Annotated in this window: 12 protein-coding genes and 1 pseudogene; 5 read left to right on the top strand and 8 right to left on the bottom strand. The window is 56.8% G+C overall.

What is annotated here, in order from left to right; translation table 11 throughout:
* The first annotated feature begins 257 nt into the window (after window positions 1-257).
* A complete protein-coding gene (locus tag CEJ45_RS15885) occupies window positions 258-842 on the top strand; it encodes a hypothetical protein (RefSeq protein WP_141107015.1) in 585 nt (194 codons plus the stop codon).
* Between the two features lie 74 nt (window positions 843-916).
* Here CEJ45_RS15885 and CEJ45_RS15890 read toward each other — a convergent pair whose 3' ends face one another.
* A complete protein-coding gene (locus CEJ45_RS15890; protein WP_158214921.1) occupies window positions 917-2,464 on the bottom strand; it encodes a ParB N-terminal domain-containing protein in 1,548 nt (515 codons plus the stop codon).
* 603 nt (window positions 2,465-3,067) lie between these two features.
* On the opposite strand from CEJ45_RS15890, the gene CEJ45_RS15895 reads away from it, so the two are divergent.
* Window positions 3,068-5,296 carry an OsmC domain/YcaO domain-containing protein gene (locus CEJ45_RS15895; RefSeq protein WP_088756043.1) on the top strand — a complete coding sequence of 743 codons (2,229 nt, stop codon included), beginning with the start codon at window positions 3,068-3,070 and terminating at the stop codon, window positions 5,294-5,296.
* Window positions 5,297-5,432: 136 nt separating this feature from the next.
* Here CEJ45_RS15895 and CEJ45_RS15900 read toward each other — a convergent pair whose 3' ends face one another.
* The 4 genes and pseudogenes from CEJ45_RS15900 to tssK form a co-directional block, all read right to left on the bottom strand.
* Complete coding sequence (locus CEJ45_RS15900) at window positions 5,433-6,419, bottom strand: glycosyltransferase family 2 protein (protein WP_088756044.1); 987 nt, start codon at window positions 6,417-6,419, stop codon at window positions 5,433-5,435.
* Between the two features lie 65 nt (window positions 6,420-6,484).
* Window positions 6,485-7,444: an NAD-dependent epimerase/dehydratase family protein gene (locus tag CEJ45_RS15905; protein ID WP_088756045.1), complete on the bottom strand. Its 960-nt coding sequence runs from the start codon at window positions 7,442-7,444 to the stop codon at window positions 6,485-6,487.
* Window positions 7,445-7,938: 494 nt separating this feature from the next.
* Window positions 7,939-8,712: a type IVB secretion system protein IcmH/DotU gene (gene icmH / locus CEJ45_RS15910; RefSeq protein WP_420913302.1), complete on the bottom strand. Its 774-nt coding sequence runs from the start codon at window positions 8,710-8,712 to the stop codon at window positions 7,939-7,941.
* A 2-nt stretch (window positions 8,713-8,714) separates the two neighbouring features.
* Window positions 8,715-10,031: pseudogene (gene tssK / locus CEJ45_RS15915) on the bottom strand (type VI secretion system baseplate subunit TssK); the annotation flags it as partial.
* A 549-nt stretch (window positions 10,032-10,580) separates the two neighbouring features.
* On the opposite strand from tssK, the gene CEJ45_RS25150 reads away from it, so the two are divergent.
* Together CEJ45_RS25150 and CEJ45_RS15930 are read left to right on the top strand one after the other, a co-directional pair.
* On the top strand, window positions 10,581-11,153 hold the full coding sequence (locus CEJ45_RS25150) for a T6SS immunity protein Tli4 family protein (RefSeq protein WP_277622427.1): 573 nt from the start codon (window positions 10,581-10,583) through the stop codon (window positions 11,151-11,153).
* A 75-nt stretch (window positions 11,154-11,228) separates the two neighbouring features.
* A complete protein-coding gene (locus CEJ45_RS15930; protein ID WP_241517357.1) occupies window positions 11,229-12,323 on the top strand; it encodes a T6SS immunity protein Tli4 family protein in 1,095 nt (364 codons plus the stop codon).
* Between the two features lie 49 nt (window positions 12,324-12,372).
* On the opposite strand, the gene CEJ45_RS25290 is transcribed toward CEJ45_RS15930, so the two are convergent.
* The gene (locus tag CEJ45_RS25290) at window positions 12,373-13,896 is read right to left on the bottom strand and encodes a methyl-accepting chemotaxis protein (protein WP_088756049.1); all 1,524 of its coding nucleotides are present in this window, start codon (window positions 13,894-13,896) and stop codon (window positions 12,373-12,375) included.
* 286 nt (window positions 13,897-14,182) lie between these two features.
* Between CEJ45_RS25290 and CEJ45_RS15940 the strand changes: the two genes are divergently transcribed.
* Window positions 14,183-14,446, top strand: a complete 264-nt coding sequence (locus CEJ45_RS15940) for a hypothetical protein (protein WP_088756050.1) — start codon at window positions 14,183-14,185, stop codon at window positions 14,444-14,446.
* Between the two features lie 21 nt (window positions 14,447-14,467).
* On the opposite strand, the gene CEJ45_RS15945 is transcribed toward CEJ45_RS15940, so the two are convergent.
* A complete protein-coding gene (locus CEJ45_RS15945) occupies window positions 14,468-14,953 on the bottom strand; it encodes a MarR family winged helix-turn-helix transcriptional regulator (RefSeq protein ID WP_088756051.1) in 486 nt (161 codons plus the stop codon).
* A complete protein-coding gene (locus CEJ45_RS15950; RefSeq protein ID WP_088756075.1) occupies window positions 14,931-16,706 on the bottom strand; it encodes an acyl-CoA dehydrogenase family protein in 1,776 nt (591 codons plus the stop codon). The genes CEJ45_RS15945 and CEJ45_RS15950 overlap by 23 nt, the downstream gene beginning before the upstream one ends.
* Window positions 16,707-16,709: the final 3 nt, after the last annotated feature.

Consider the following 16,709-nt stretch of genomic DNA (forward strand, 5'->3'; position numbering starts at 1 on the left):
CGTCAGGAGCCGAGGGCTGCCCAGCCTGGTTCGGCACCCCATCCGACCACCATCAAATCTGACGCATTTTGACGCACCTAGAGGGCATTTTTAATGCTGGACTATACTTGTGCAGAAATCATCGAAACAACTCTATAGCGGGCCAAATAATGAGAAAGAAGGGGATTCCGGGATTGAAGCGAATCCGGGAAAAAAGAGAACAATCCAAGCAGCCCGGTTTTTTTGCGCGACATTGGTAGTACCTCACGTCTCTAGCCGTGGCATTGGGCTGGATGCTGACAAACAGTACAGCGGTCATGACCAATTTGCGAGAATTTCCGGACCTTGCTAGCGGCCTCAAAAACCAGGTCCTTGCATGGTATTACGATGATCAGGGCTGGACTGGCGCTTGGTCCGATGAGGTGGAAGGAATCATCGGCGAGAATCCGCTGACGGGCACAACGGCGCAAATCCGACTATCGGCAGAACATGGAGAAATTGGTGGAGAAATATCGACAAAACAACTTTGCGCGCGATTTCCTTTTTTTAACTTTGTGATGCTTGAGGGCTCGCTCAGTTTCGGTAAATTTCGTGGTATCGGCTGGGATTACCTCGCGGGAGAACGGGTTACGTTGTTCACGTTCAAAATGCGACGCATAGATAATTCTTTGATGGAAGTTATTCCTATTCAGGATCCAGCTCATTTGCTACCTGAGAAGATGGTGCTAGCAAGACTGGTTACCAGGAATTACCCGGCTGGCATGACCGCTGGCACTGAGCAGAAAGAATATTGCAAGGAAGAGAGAAAGTCGGCCTCCGAGAGACTCTTCAGGCAAGGTAATCGCGATAAGGCCGATAAGTAGGTGCCGTGGTGACGCGTTGTTTTTTGTAGGCGGCTAGGGCAGCACTCCTGCAAGTTCATTACCTCAAATGAGGTCTAACGTACTCGCGGATTCCAGAGGGCAAAAGGTGAAAAGCCCACATAAAAGCGGGCTTTCGATTCACATCCGCTGTACTGTGAATTAAACCTACAGGATACCGACGGGAATTGTAGGGATACCCAGCTCACCGGAGAATAGCAATGCTGCGGCTTCGCTCCCCATACAGCAATTAAAGTGTCCCTGCGTGTGGAGGAGCGCGGTGTCCTCATCATCGGCACAAGCACATAGCGCACAATTGAACCGGTCTTCATGCGGGCACTACCATCGTATAGATTTCGTTGCAGTTTGCCAGCGAGTGGCCCTTCTTTCGATAATCCAGCGACGATACTTTTAGCCAAGGCGATCGGAGAAAGCGGATTAACGATAGCTTCAATTTCTTGCTTCAGATCCGATCTAACGCTCGCTTGCGTATCATTAATGGCCAAGAATAACTCCGCCTCAAATTTTGCGCGCTGGGTGTCGTCGTAATTTGTAGGAAAGATGAGGCCGGTTACAAGTAGGTTTTGCCTCTCTCTGTACTGTTTGATAGTTGACTCGTAGCCGTCATGCCCCTCGTGATACGAGAAAATTCGGTGCTGCCCATCAATTACGCCAATCGTCCCGAGTTCATCCGGGATCGAAATCTTCGCGTCGCAAATTTTATTTATGCCAGCTAGAGAGATGGTGGTTTTGGTGTTCGAGTCACGAATCTCAGATTCTGATGGAAGCGTGACGATGAGGTTATTGATATACACACGCTTATTTTTCGAGAGATAGTTTCTCATGCTTGTGATTTTTGTTCTTTTGAGAAAACGCTGATACGAAACCTCCGGCTGAGTCCACCCATCTTTTCTCATCACGTAGGCCCGACGAATGAGTGATGCTGGGTCAGCATAAAAAGAAACAATGCCGAATCCTGGCGGATAGTTTGTTTGCGATGAGGGAAGCACGAACGCACTGAAATCAGTAAAGGGCGTTCCCGAACCACCCCTCTTTCTGCGGTCTCCGATGTCCTTTAGACCAATCTTCAAATACTTGAGCATTTCATACCGGGCTGAAGATCCGATGATCTTGCCGAGCTGGTCAAAGTAATTTGCGTCTTGGATCTGCATGATCCGCAAAATGTTGCTGTTCAGCGTGAGGCCATCATCCGCCTCCTTATTGCCTGAGAAGTAGATATGGCGGAATTCGTATTCTTCATCTAGGAAGTCAGACTGTTCGAGGTAACTGGCAAAAGCCTGATTGAGCTTTCGATAAATTTTCAGGAATTCAGGGCGAGATTGTGCGATTAACTCATGGAAAAACTTTTTATTTCCAAAATGACTGGAGACGTCTTGCTGAACCGTCTCTTCGCAAAGCACGACCACATTTTCATATACAAAAATATGGTCAATTTCGCCTTCCCTGCTATTGATTTGGAAGTGGATATTGTCGGATTGAATGTGGCGAAATCCACAACCTTCGAATACTTTTCTAATGATTGTGTCTTTTGGCTTCTTCACCTGGGCTGTCGTCGTCGACTTTTTCGACACCGAATTATTTGTCTGCGCTCTCTCCTTGGCCATTTCCCTTACCCTCATAAGTACAAATTTCCGCTAAGCCCGTCGGCTAGCCCCCTTGTCAATATAGCATGTCGCTCCCGTCCGGCGGGATGTCATGGCCGTCAGTGCTAATTTAGCCGAGTTGATGCGGAACCAATTTTTCGGTCCCGCTAAACCGGGAACATTCGCGTCCGCATATCAAAATTCCGCTTCGCAATTGTCAAACGACCGAGGCCCAATAAGGGCTTCCGGGGCGCAAAATTTCTTGATTGCGAAGCAAAAAATGATCTAAGTCTTTGATATAATTGAGATTCGCGCCGGACTTGTAATCAGGGGGTGGCGGGTTCAAGTCCTGCAGCCAGCACCAATACCGAAGCGGCTCACAGCAATGTGAGCCGTTTTTCTTTGCTCTGCAATCTCGCCGGTGCGTCGTAATCCGGCGCTAGCTGCGTGCTCGACATGGGCCGGCAACGCTGGTGCAACCGCACTAAGCTATCATCGAAGCTCTTTTGTGCGACGACCGCCAGATCCGCTCCTCGGACAACGCCATCGTCTCGACAAACTCGTGGGCCGCTGTCGCGCACACGCCTTGCCGCCATCCCTTCGGTTCATTCTCGGAATCTCGCCATGGAAATCAAAGTCAACTTCCTCGACAAGCTGCGTCTCGAAGCCAAGTTCGACGACTTCACCGTCATCGCCGACCAGCCCATCCGCTACAAGGGAGACGGCTCCGCGCCAGGTCCCTTCGATTACTTCCTGGCGTCATCGGCCCTGTGCGCAGCGTATTTCGTGAAGCTGTACTGCAATACGCGCAACATCTCCACCGAGAACATCCGCCTGTCACAGAACAACATCGTCGACCCGGAAAACCGCTACCAGCAGACATTCAAGATCCAGGTCGAACTGCCACCCGACATCGAAGAGGCAGATCGTCGCGGCATCCTGCGTTCCATCGAGCGCTGTACCGTCAAGAAGGTGGTGCAGCAGGGGCCGGAGTTCATCATCGAGGAAGTGGAGAGCCTGGACGCTGACGCGCAGTCCTTGCTGACACTCAAGCCCGAGGCTGGCATGAGCACGCACATCCTGGGCAAGGATCTGCCGCTGGAGCAGACCATCGCCAACATGTCCGGCTTGCTGGCCGAACTGGGTATCAAGATCGAGATCGCTTCGTGGCGCAATATCATTCCCAATGTGTGGTCGCTGCACATCCGCGACGCTCACTCGCCCATGTGCTTCACCAACGGCAAGGGTGCGACCAAGGAAAGTGCGCTGGCCTCGGCCCTGGGCGAGTACATCGAGCGCATCAGCAACAACCACTTCTATGCTGGTTCCTACTGGGGCGAGGAGATCGCCAATGCCGAGTTCGTGCATTACCCCAACGAGCGCTGGTTCAAGCCCGGCCGCGGCGATAAATTGCCCAAGGAAATCCTCGATGCGTATTGCCTGGACATCTACAACCCGGATGGCGAGCTGCGCGCTTCGCATCTGGTCGATACCAATTCCGGCAACGCAAAGCGCGGCATTTGCTCGCTGCCTTACGTGCGGCAGTCGGATGGCGAAGTGGTATATTTCCCTTCCAACCTGGTCGAGAATCTGTTCGTCAGCAACGGCATGAGCGCCGGCAATACCTTGCCTGAAGCGCAGGTGCAGTGCCTGTCGGAGATCTTCGAGCGGGCCGTCAAGCGTGAAATCCTCGAAGGCGAGATCTGCCTGCCTGATGTCCCCCAGGACGTGCTGGCAAAGTATCCCGGCATCGTGGCTGGTATCCGCGGACTTGAAGAGCAGGGTTTCCCTGTACTGGTCAAGGATGCTTCGCTGGGCGGCGTCTATCCGGTGATATGCGTGACCTTGATGAACCCCCGTACTGGCGGCGTGTTTGCTTCCTTCGGCGCTCACCCGAGCTTTGAGGTGGCGCTGGAGCGCAGCCTGACGGAACTGCTGCAAGGGCGCAGCTTCGAAGGGCTCAACGATTTGCCGCAGCCGACTTTCGAGAGCAATGCCGTTACTGAACCCAACAATTTCGTCGAACACTTCATCGATTCTTCCGGCATCGTGTCGTGGCGCTTCTTCAGCGCCAAGGCGGATTACGAATTCGTGGAATGGGATTTTTCCGGCCAAGGCGAGAATTCCAACGCGCAGGAAGCGGCTACGCTGTTCGGCATTCTGGAGGAGATGGGCAAGGAGGCCTATGTGGCTGTCTACGACCAGCTCGGGGCGACCGCGTGCCGCATCCTGGTGCCTGGCTATTCCGAGGTGTATCCGGTCGAGGACCTGATCTGGGACAACACCAACAAGGCGCTGCTGTTCCGCGAGGATATCCTGAACCTGCATCGTCTGGACGACAAGGCCCTGGCTGCCTTGCTGGACCGCCTGGAAAACAATGAGCTTGATGACTACTCCGACATCGCCACCCTGATCGGTATCGACTTCGATGAGAACACAGAATGGGGGCAGTTGACCGTCCTTGAACTGAAGCTCTTGATCAACCTGGCCCTGCGGCAGTTTGAAGAAGCGCATGACCTGGTCGGTGCCTTCCTGCAGTACAACGACAACTCAGTGGAGCGCGGTCTGTTCTACCAGGCGTTGAATGTCGTGCTGGAAGTGGAGCTGGATGATGAGCTGGAGCTGTCGGACTATGAGACCAACTTCCGCCGCATGTTCGGCGACGCGCGCATGGATGCGGCCATCGGTTCGGTGAAAGGCAGCGTGCGCTTCTTCGGATTGACGCCGACCAGCATGAAGCTCGAAGGCCTGGATCGCCATCAGCGCTTGCTCGATAGTTATCGCAAGCTGCACAAGGCGCGTACGAAAACCGCGCAGGCTGCTGCTTCAGTGAAGCAGCTCTCCGCTGTGTGACGATGACGGCTTGTTCGAATATCCGAACGAGCCGTTTTCAATTACGAAAAGCAATGGTCGCTATCGAAGTGGATGAAGCCGTCCAGACAGTTTGCCCTTTATCCGACCTGCCGCTGACGCACCCGGCTCAGAGCTGTCATGTCGCACCCTGCCATTTTTGCTCGCGCAACTTGAGCATGCCGTAGGCAAAGCCAAGTGCCCAGCCGCTATGCATCGCAAAGGCCGCTACGCCTGCCAGCAAGGCACAGGGCTTCTTGTGTTTGGCTACCACGGAGGCGGTACCTGCAAGTAGCAGCCCAAGATAGCCGGCCGGGATGATGAGACTGTAAGGCGTGATGAGTGCCAGCGGCAGTGCCAGCAAGCTGCTGCCAATGCAGGCGGGGACCGCGAACTGGCGCAGGCGTAGCGAACCAGGGTGTTTCCTGACCGTGCGCGAACGACCCTTGCCATAGTTGAAATACTGCTTGAACAGGCTTTTGAAATTGGCGCGCGGATGGTAAATCAGACGGATGCTGCCGTCCAGATATATCTTCATGCCGCGAGCGCGTAGTCTGCAGTCAAATTCTGCATCTTCGTTATGGGTAAAGGTGGCGTCGTAGCCCTGGTTTCGCAGGAAAGACTCCGTCTTGAAAATGGCATGATGCCCATGGTCGACATATCCGCTGAAATTGCCGCCCCGATGTGCCGATCCGCCAGAGCCGATCAGGCTGTCCGAAACCCAGGCCACTGCGTTCTGGAAGCAGGTCTCGCCGCGTGAATCCATGGGAACGACCACCGAGTCTGCGTCGTGTTGCTTGATTGCCGCAATCAGCGTCCTGATGAAATTGGAGGGATAGACGGCATGGGCATCGCAGCGAACCACATACTTGGTTTCGCCGCCGAGAGTCTCGACCGCGAGATTTACCGCGGCACTTTGAATCTTCTGCGGATTGTGGATCAGTTTGACGCAGGCATGCTGGCGGCCATAGTCCAGAACTTTTTGAGCGGTATCGTCACTGCTGCCACCATCTGCCACCACAATCGTGCAGCCGGCCGGAAGGTCAGACGAAATGCTGTCCAGGACGGAGACGATGTGTTTGCTCTCATTGAGCGTGGGGATGACAATCAATACGGAATCGGACATGTGTATAGGTTTTCTTGTGTCTTGATTTCAGGCCAATGAGCCAGTAATTCCTGGAAGTTGCTGATTCAGTCGAATCGTCCTTGGCTTTCCTTGCCCCATTGGTTCAACGCATTGCTCAGTGCCGATTCTTTCTGCTGGCTCTGCTCAGTCAGCCAGGACGGAATGATGTCGGTGGAGCGCACCAGTTTCATGACCCGGTCCGGGTGAATGCCAAGTCCCAGTGCAGAAAACGGGCGCAACAACTGGGCTGCCGTGTAGACGATGACCTTGGGTACCAGATATGTTTTGGCCTTGGGGAAGTGATGTTGACGGAAGGTGTCGACAATTTGCTCCAAGGTGTAACGGTCCGGGTAGCAGCCATTGAGCAGGGTAAATCGCTGGTTATTACTGGCAGCAAACTCGATGGCGTCGAGCAGGTCCCCCACATAGAAGCAGGCCTTGATCGTATCTTTGCGGCCCGGAAAGATAAAGAAACCCCTTTTCAGCAACTTTGCCATGCGCGTGAAGTTGCCGCCTTCCCCGTGTCCGAAAATAACTGCCGGACGGCAAATGACCAGTTTTCTGCTGTCGTCTTCTTCCATCCAGTTTTTCTGGATGCGTTCTGCCAGAAATTTGGACCATCCGTACGCCGATTCTGGCGTGGGTTTGGTGGTTTCCGATTTGGCTTCCTCGGAAGGACCGTAAACCGAAATGGAGCTGGTGAACACGATTTCACCAATGTTGTTGCGACGTGCCCAAGCGGTGATTTCCGTTGCGCCGAGAATATTGGTTTCGTAGTACTCATGGGTCGGATGACCTGGTGTGGTGTGGACGGCCGCCAGGTTGTAAATCCGGTCTACCGTCCCGGGCACTTTCATCTGGCTGAGGTCACGCACATCTTCGGTCAGGTAGTCCACGCCGCTGAGTCGTTCGCGCGGCGGTTTGATATCCACGGAGATCACTCGCTGGCCCTCTGCGACCAGTCTGCGCGTTAGATGTGTTCCGATGAAACCCGATCCACCGAAAATGACACTGCATTGAACCATGAGTACTCCAGATATTTTTGCTGAGATGAAAGATTTGCGCTGAGAAGCAAGTGAAGCAAAAAAGAAACAGGCGCGCACTGGTCCTGCTGCTGCGGGTGCGAAGATGATTTTTACTGGTCAGTGACCCGGCGCGTTTGGGCCCAAGGACTGCTGGGCAATAATTGACGTTTTTACCATATTTTCTCGCCTGAATCATCAATTTTGTGCAGAAATGCGCTTGTTTGGAGTGATGAATTGCATCGAACGGCGAAGTGCTGCCAGAAGACGTTTCCGACTTTCGAAAGACGAAAGATTGTAAAGCACGGCGGTATGCTTTTTTGTGTCAGGCAGATGAAATGCGTGAAGCCAACCCCTGTTGTGCTGTTGAGCGTGATGGCGAGCGCCTTGGACAGGCTGGGGACGAAGTGCCCCTAGACGACGCCGGATAGCGAATCGGGAACGGCAGATTCGTCCGTGCGGCCTTCGTTCGATAAACATCTGGGGCGCGATTGCCCTCACGGCAGGGTAATGGTCAGGTTGGCCGTGCGCGGCGCCAGTTTGACGATATCGGAATAGCCTGCCAGTCCATTTTCGGTGCCGCTGGTCAGCATCCAGTTCAAGCCCAGGTAGGCAAACAGGGCAATGAAGGCAAACAGTGAAGCCACCACCCACAGCGGCACGTCATTGCGCAGCTTGTTGACGATGGCGTCAGGCCGCGCCCAGTGTGGCGCGAAGCCCGCGCTCTTGCCTTTGAGATGGGCTATTTCATCACCCAGTCGCGCGGTCAGGTAATTCAGTTTTTCCGGACCTTCCAGCGCGTACTTCCCCTGAAATCCCAACAACAGGCACATGTGAAACACTTCCAGCGCCTGGATGTGCGCATTGCCACGCACCCGCAGATATTCCAGCTGCTTGAAGAAATTTTCACCCGCCAGCTGATCGCCGAACATGGTCAGCTGCAGCGGCCGGCGCTCCCACGCATCGCGGATGCCAAAGCTGGAGCGCAGGATGATTTCATCGACCGAGGCGCAAAAAGCATACTTGGCGGCATAGACATCTTCGGGAGAGACATCGAGCTTCTTGGCATTGCGCTCCACATCCCCCAGAAACTTCTGCATCTTCACCGCGAAGGAAGCTTCATCCAAGGGCGCGCTGCCGTTCTTGAGCATGAAGAGCGCGTAGAAACCGTCATACATCAGATCCAGCAGCGAGCGCGCATTGACCGGCGCGGCCGCCATCTGGGCCGGGGGCAGATGGTCTTGATCGAGCAGGGAAGGGGCCGAGGTCATGTTCATTGCGTCACCGCCAGGAGTTCGAGTTTGAGGTCACGGATGCCGGAAGGTACATAAATGCAGATCGATTGCGCCTGCAGCATGCGCTCGTACATGGCGCCCTTGCTTTCCAGCGTGAAGTAATAGGTATCAGGGCGCACGGGCAGGGCGGCCGGCACTTGCGGCGAGTGCACCAGCTTCACGCCTGGCAATGCCGCCAGCACGAATTTTTCCACATCGTCGGGTGCGCCGATCTTGAAGCGCAGGGGTACCACATCCACCAGTTCGATGGCCGGCAGGTCGGCATTGACGGCGAGGTAGAAGCTGGTCTTCTCGTCGATCTTGCCGGAGTCCAGCATGCCCAGATGGTAGGAGGGTTTGCTCTCGTGGAGGGCGATGGCGAAGTAGCGCGAGGAGATGACAGTGTCGAGCAGCTCGCGGATGATGCCGTCGAGCCGCGCAAACGGCGGGCCCGGGTCGCGATGATCATAAGGCGGCAGGTCCGCCAGCGCCAGGCTGCGCGAGAACGTCATCAGCGAGCCGGCCAGTCCGAGCAATTGTTCATACAGTCGCTCGGGATGCAGCTGCGGGTTGTTCAGGTAATGCGAGAGGCTGGCATAAGCGGTGCTGGCCGTATGCAGCAGCCAGAAGGAGGTGATGTCGCCGGAACGAAATTCCACCACGCTCTTGCTCGGCTCACGATGATGTCCGTAGAGTGCGCTGACTTTGGCCTGCAAGGCATCGAGCAAGCGCCGCAGGCGCAGGAACAACAGCGGCGCCGCATGTACCGACAGGCTGGGCGCGACGAAATCAGGATCGAGCTCGAATCCTGATGAGCTTGCCCGTCGCAGTCGCACGATCGGAATGCACACGAGCGAGTCGCGCGGCTCATTCTCCGACACCAGCCTGACTGCTTTCTTCAGGTAGCTCATCTCCGCCTTGGCCGCATCGGTGAACAAATCGGGCGTCTCGACATTGTCTTGAATGTAACGGCTCGACTGATGATTGGTACCGCCGGAAGCGAAATTGCTGCCGAAGCTCTTCAGTGCCGGCAGGGCGGCATAGAAGGTGACGGATTGCTGCGAGAGCGGGATCTCGGTCAGTTCGATGGGATCGGGCAGGTCGTCGCCATCGGGCGCCTTGTAGATCTCGCCGTCCTGGAAGATGGCCGACAGTTCCAGGATGCGTAGCGTATTGTTATTCAGCGCATCGCGATCCACCTGCAGCGATGACACGCCCCAGCAATACGGATTGAGCGCCAGCGCGGTCTGGTGCAGGCGCGTTTCATGATAGTGATCCTGGCGCTGGAAATGCTGAGGCCGGAGGAAGGCCGCCTGCCTCGCTCAGGCTCTTTCAGGTTTTCTATGCGAATTTGCCTGTTTTCTGTTTTAAGTGTGACGGTCTTCATGATGTGTCATTGGGCCGCCCTTGCTTCTGCTGAAACTCCGTGGAGCAGGGATTGCGTTGGCCATCTGGAAATTTCCTTGCCGGAAAAGGCCGATGTTGCTGCGACCGCATTTGAGCAGCTGTTTCAGGCAAGACGTACGCTGTATAGTGAATTTGAAGACGGCCAAGTTGCAGCATATAGCAAGTATGAATATGCAGGCACGATGGAAGTGACGCGTCGTCTGTCTGCCGACGAGAACAGGCGTTTCTTGTCCGATATACGTAAAACCAGCATGCGACTTAAGGAGGATGCTGAAGGCTACAGGAAGTTGAATGCAGATGCGCCGGAAGCCGAGTACGAGGAGCACAAGCTCCATGCGGGGGATGGGCTTGGAATGCGACGTTTTAGATACCTTTATGCTGCCAAAAGCATGGGCCTTCATGCGGTAAGTTGGGACTTGACTTCGCCCGACGACCGTATTCCCGAGTTCGTTCAATTCATGAACAAACTGATCAACGCGGTCGAATTGCGTGATAATTTCACCGTGCCGTCAGCTCCCGGACTTTGCATGCCTCACGTGTTCATTCCCATTGATGGTGCCGAGATTTATGGTCATTCAATTGCCACTACGTATCGCCTGAAGAGACATCCCGACGTCACCGTGTTGCTGGAAGATACCAGCGCCAGACGCCCTTACCCATCACAAGACCCCGCGAAACTGACGGCAGTCTACAAGTCCAATTTCTTCTGGACCCAGGACTACCGAAGCTATGACTCAATCAAGAATCTGCTGACCTTGCGCCGTCACAACACGGTTGAGTTCGCCGGGCAGAAAGGTGTGGAGTCCATGGTGAGCATGATTCGCAAGGACAAAGCAACAGAGGACTATGGATATCTGGTTGTCACCGACGGCGATCCAAACGCCGGAAATCAGAAGCCCGAACTGATGCTGTACGTGATTCGCGACGCCAAGAACGCTGAGAAGCGCGGTATGAAACCGATCGGAAAGGATGAGTTTTTCAAACTGGCCCGAGAGATTGCGGCTTCGGTCAAGCTACGTTCCTTACATTGATTGCAGATCGTAATTTGGTTGGAATTGCCGTGCGTAGGAAAAGCCCTCATTTACACATGCCATTCGAGAGTTGATATGAAATTTCATCGCTTGGTTGTCGCATGTCTGGCTGTCTTGCCTCTTTTTAATTGCAGTGCCATCGCATCCGATGCGCGTTTATGGACTAAAGATTGTGTGGGCTATCTGGAAATTTCGTTGCCGGATAAGGCTGACGTAGCCGCGACAGCCTTCTCCCAACTTCTCCATCCTGCCCGGACCGTATATAGCGAATTCGAAGATGGTCAAGTTGCTCCATACAGCAAGTACCACTATGTAGGCGCCATGCAGGTCACGCATGCCCTTTCGGAAGAGAAGATCCAGCGTTTCTTGGCCGAGGCTAAAAGGACTCGCGCGCAGTATCAAGCGGATGCTGAAAGTTATAAAAAAAATGATGCCAATATGCCCGAAGCGGCATACCAGGAATTCAATCTGCCGAAGGGTGATGGGGTTGCAATACGGCGGTTCAGATATCTCTATGCAGCCAAGACCATGAATCGCCATGCGTTCAAGTGGGGGATGAATGCGCCAGATGATCGCATTTCAGAGTTCGTTCAGTTCATGAGCAAGCTGCTAAGCACAATTGCACTTCGTGAGGACATGACGGTGCCGTCAGGCTTCGGACTTTGTATGCCGCACTTGTTCATTCCGATTGACGGCCCGGACAGGTACGGTCGCACAATTGCGACGACCTATCGGCTCAAGAACCATCCAGACGTGACCGTAATGCTGGAAGACGCCAGTGCAAAGCGCCCGTTGGAATCGCAGGATCCGGCGAAATTGACGGCACTCTACAAGTCCAATTTCTTCTGGACCCAGGATTACCGAAGCTACGAATCGATCAAGAATCTATTGACGATGCGCGGCCACAACACCATTGATTTCGCCGGACAGAAAGGTGTGGAGTCCATGGTGAGCCTGATCCGCAAGGACAAGGTGACGGAAGATTATGGCTATTCAATCGTGACCCAAGGCGACCCCGACGCCAGGAATGAAAAGCCTGAGCTGATGTTTTACGTGATTCGTGACGCCAAGAATGCCGACAAGCGCGGAATGAAGCCCATCGATAAAGAAGAATTTTTCAAACTGGCCCGCGAGATTGCAGCTTCGGTCAAACGTCGCGCCATGCCCTGATTCCTCGCCAAGTCACCACCGATAGTTGCACGCTGCATCTTTCCCCCCTTCAAGCCATCCTCCCCACCCCCAGCCGAAACACGCTCACCGACTCCGCCAGCCTGCGCGCCTGTTCCTTGAGCGCTTCCGTGGCTGCCGCAGCCTCCTCGACCAGCGCCGCATTCTGCTGCGTCACCGTATCCATCTGTGCAATGGCCTGGTTGACCTGTTCGATGCCGGCTTCCTGTTCGCCGCTGGCGGCCGAGATCTCGCTCATGATCTGCGTCACGCTGCGCACGCTCACCACCAGTTCCTCGATGGTCGTACCCGCATTCCTGACCAGCTGGCTACCGGCTTCCACTTTCTCCACGGAGGTTCCGATGAGGGTCTTGATTTCCTTGGCCGCTGTCGCCGCGCGCTGGGCCAGGCTGCGCACCTCAGAGGCCACCACCGCAAAGCCGCGCCCCTGTTCACCGGCGCGCGCGGCCTCCACTGCCGCATTGAGCGCCAGGATATTGGTCTGGAAGGCGATGCCATCGATCACGCTGATGATGTCCGCAATCTCGCGCGCCGACGCCTGGATCTCGTCCATGGTGCTCACCACATCCGTTACCACCAGCCCGCTGCGCGAGGCTACTTCCGACACCGAGCCCGCCATCGCATTGGCCTGGCGCGCATGATCGGCATTGCGCCTCACGGTGGAGGTGATCTGCTCCATCGCCGCCGCCGTCTCTTCCAGCGAACTGGCCTGCTGTTCCGTGCGCGCCGACAGGTCGAGATTGCCACCGGCGATCTGGGTCGAGGCCGTCACGATGGTATCGCTGCCGGTGCGCACGCCGCCGACCACGCGCTGCAGGCTGCTGTTCATCTCCTTCAAGGCCTGCAGCAGTTCACCGGTCTCATCCTTGCGCTTGACCTCGATACGGCTGCCCAGGTCGCCTGCCGCCACCGTCTTGGCGATGGTGACCGCCTCGGCAATGGGGCGCGTAATCGAGCGGGTGGCAAGCAGCGCCAGCAGTGCGGCCAGCAGCACTACCACGGCGCCCACGCCCAGCTCGACGAGCTCGCCGTTGCGGATGGCGCTGGAGATTTCCTGGCCGGTGCCATTGGCGTTCTCACGCGCAATCGCCAACAGGCCCGCAAAACCTGCGCCCAGCACCTTGTCGGCGCCGCTGATGGAAGCATCGATCTCGTTGACCGCTGCCCCGGCGGCCTTCATCGCCTGTGCCTTGGCCACGGCTTCACGGTAATTGCGTTCGCCCGTGCTGATCTTCTGCAGCAGCTCTTCTTCCTTGGGGTTGTCCACGCCCAGCTTGCGGTACTCGCTCATCAGGCGGGCGATGGCGTCCATGTCGGCCAGGAAATGCTTGTCATAGTCCTTGCCGCGCACCACGTAGTTCTTGAAGTTCTGTACGCCGTCGCCCAACTTGATGTAGCCCTGGGTGGCGTAGTCCTGCTTGGTCAGCACGGTGCCGGAAAAATCACCCCAGTGCTGGCCGATCCGGGTCAGCGTGAGCAGGGACGCGGTAATGAGTACGCAAGCCAGCAACGTGACCAGCAGGAAGGAGCCGCCAAGACGGGTGCCGATTTTCATGCCTGTTCCCTGAAAATTATTTATAAGATTTACCAATTCTGAGGGTGGCTGGTCGTGGGGAAAGCCCGATGGAGGCGGGTAAAAGCCTTGCAGCTCATCATTTGTCATACCAGTGCTGGCAAATCGACAAGATGCCTGGGAGCATTCTTTCGCCTTCCGCAAAAGAGCGTTGCCGGATCACCGGTTTTTCCACCGGAATGGAAACAATAAAATGTCTGCATGGGAATCAAGCATTCATAAGCGATACGCACCGTGCAGCATCCGCTTGCATTCCAGGGAGCAGAACATGAACAAGATCTTCACACGCCAACTCGCCCTGGCCGCCACGCTTGCCGTAGCCGGCATCGCAGCGCAGGCAGCCTATGCAGCCGAACCCGCCAAGGCCGAGCCGGCCTCGACCATCAGCATCCCGGCGCAGCAAACGCGCACCGCCGCTGCCGAGCAGCCGCAACAGCCAGGCCTGACCCGCGCCCAGGTCATCGAAGACCTCAAGCAATACCAGCGCGCGCACGCGAACCCCAGCTACGCCGAGCTGGTTTTCCTGCGTTGAGGATGGAATGAAAAATGCCGCTTACTGCGGCAGGAACATCTTCTGCAACAAGCCGATGAGCTGGGCGCGTTCGGCGTCCGAGAGCATCTCGGTGGCCTTGAGCTCCAGTTCGATGGCGGTCTGTTCAGCCTTGGTGCACATGCGCATGCCGGCAGGGGTCAGCGCCAGGACCTGTGAACGGCGATCCTGCGGATTGCGCTGGCGTACTACCAGGCCGCGCTGTTCCAGCTTGTCCAGCAAGGTCGCCAGGTTGGGCGGGGAGACGTTGATGGCCTTGGACAGGCGCTTCTGGTTGATGTTGGGATTGGCCTTCAGCAGGCTGAGCACCGTGAAGTCGACTGGCCGCAGCTCGAACTTCGCCATCCGCTTTTCGAACAACGGCATGATGGTGATGTAGGCGCGGCGGCAGTTGTAGCCGACCAGGCTCAGCAGCAACTGCTGGTCCAGCGCCGCGCTCGGCGCTGCATCGTCGTCGGAATCGAAATCAGCCGGCTTCTTGGGCAGCATGGTGGTCCAGGTCGGTAGGAAGGGGCGGCAGCCCGGTCGCCAGGCAGCCTTCGATCACGCTGGACAACTGGTGGACTTCCGCAAACACAAAGGCGAAATGATAGCACGCGGCATCCCGCTTGCCGCCGTACCAGGCCGGGTCCGAGGCCATGGCCGAAAGCGCCCTGCGGCCCGCGCGCAGCCACATCCAGCCCAGCGCCACGTGGCCGGTCAGGCGCAGCATTTCATCGGCAACAAAGTAGGGCAGGGAGGGCGTTTGCACCGCCGCCGTGGCAATACGCTTGGCGAGCCCACTTAATTTATCCACAGCGTTGGCCAGCAATCGGGCCTGGTCACCAAGCAGGGCTCCCTCCTCGATGTCCGCGCGCACCAGCGCGAGGAAATCATCCAGCCGCCTCCCCTCATCGCCCAGCACCTTGCGCATCAGGAAATCGATCGCCTGGATCTCGTTGGTCCCCTCATAGATCATGGTGATGCGGGCGTCGCGCATGAATTGCTCGATCCCCGTCTCGACCACATAGCCATGTCCACCAAAGACCTGCAACGCACGGCTGGCGCACTGGAATCCCTGGTCGGTGAGGAAGGCCTTGATGACCGGCGTGATGAATTCCAGCCGTTCATGATGGCGGCGGCGCTGGGTAGCATCGGGATCATGCGCGGCCAGGTCCAGCAAGAGGCCTGCCCAGCAAGTCAGCAGGCGCGCGCCCTCGATGCGGCAGCGCTGCTCCATCAGCAGTTTCTGCACGGCAGGGTGGCGCACGATCAGGTCATTGCCCGATGAACCCGGTGCGCGCGACTGGCGACGTTCACGCGCATAGGCGCTGGCGCGCTGCCAGGCTGCTTCGGCCAGCCCCAGTCCCTGCGCGCCCACATGCAGGCGCGCGGCATTCATCATCACGAACATCGCTGCCAGGCCGCGTCCCGCTTCACCCACCAGCCACGCCTGCGCCTGCTCGAAATGCAGGCTGCACGTGGCGCTGCCATGAATGCCCATCTTGTGCTCGATGCCGGTGCAGTGCACGCCATTGCGGCTGCCATCGTCCAGCACGCGCGGGGCCAGGAACAGCGACAGCCCCTTGCTGCCCGGTAGCGCATCCGGCAAGCGCGCCAGTACCAGGTGAACGATGTTGGGCGTCAGGTCGTGTTCGCCCCCGGAGATGAAGATCTTGTCGCCGGTGAGGCGATAGCTGCCATCCTCCTGCGGCACCGCACGTGTGCGCAACTGCCCCAGGTCGCTGCCGGCCTGCGCTTCCGTCAGGCACATGGTGGCCAGCCATTGGCCACTGGCGATCTTCTCCAGATAGCGTGCCTGCAGCCCAGGCGAGCCGTGCGCCGCCAGGCAGGCATAGGCCCCGTGCAGCAAGCCGGGATACATGGTCCAGCCATGATTGGCCGCGCTCAGCATTTCAAAGAGCGCGCAGTCCAGCACATGCGGCAAGCCCTGGCCGCCGTGCTCGGGGGCGCAGGCCAGGGCTGGCCAGCCGCCTGCGCAGAATTGCGCATAGGCGCGCGCGAAGCCGGGCGGCGTGGTGACCGTTCCATTTTCGAGACGGCAACCCTCGCGGTCGCCGATACCGTTCAGGGGCGCGACCACGTCAGCGGCGAAGCGGCCGGCTTCTTCCAGCACCTGCATCATCAGTTCGCCATCGATCTCGGCGTGCGCAGGCAAGGCGCGCAAGACCTGCGGAGCCTGCAGTACCTCATCGAGGACGAAGGCGAAGTCGCGCAGCGGGGGCGTGTAATGCATCGTCATCGA

Origin of the sequence: Herbaspirillum aquaticum, from assembly GCF_002213425.1 — a bacterium.
In the GTDB taxonomy this organism is placed as follows: domain Bacteria; phylum Pseudomonadota; class Gammaproteobacteria; order Burkholderiales; family Burkholderiaceae_D; genus Herbaspirillum; species Herbaspirillum aquaticum.